General features: G+C 52.5%; 1 rRNA gene. It reads left to right on the top strand.

Features of this window, described 5'->3' with window-relative positions:
- A 23S ribosomal RNA gene (locus ACP691_RS21670) occupies positions 1-583 on the top strand; the annotation flags it as partial.

The following is a 583-nucleotide window of genomic DNA, read 5'->3' as shown; positions in this document are numbered from 1 at the left end:
TGGTTCTCCTCGAAAGCTATTTAGGTAGCGCCTCATGTATCACTGCTGGGGGTAGAGCACTGTTTCGGCTAGGGGGTCATCCCGACTTACCAAACCGATGCAAACTCCGAATACCAGCAAGTGCCGAGCATGGGAGACACACGGCGGGTGCTAACGTCCGTCGTGAAAAGGGAAACAACCCAGACCGTCAGCTAAGGTCCCAAAGTTATGGTTAAGTGGGAAACGATGTGGGAAGGCTTAGACAGCTAGGAGGTTGGCTTAGAAGCAGCCACCCTTTAAAGAAAGCGTAATAGCTCACTAGTCGAGTCGGCCTGCGCGGAAGATGTAACGGGGCTCAAACCATACACCGAAGCTACGGGTGTCACGCAAGTGACGCGGTAGAGGAGCGTTCTGTAAGCCTGTGAAGGTCAGTTGAGAAGCTGGCTGGAGGTATCAGAAGTGCGAATGCTGACATGAGTAACGACAATGCGAGTGAAAAACTCGCACGCCGAAAAACCAAGGTTTCCTGCGCAACGTTAATCGACGCAGGGTTAGTCGGTCCCTAAGGCGAGGCTGAAAAGCGTAGTCGATGGAAAACAGGTTA

Source organism: Pseudomonas sp. DC3200b2, assembly GCF_049895785.1.
GTDB lineage: Bacteria > Pseudomonadota > Gammaproteobacteria > Pseudomonadales > Pseudomonadaceae > Aquipseudomonas > Aquipseudomonas massiliensis.
Note: the sequence above shows the minus strand (reverse complement) of the source record. Positions and strands in the feature narration are given on the sequence as shown.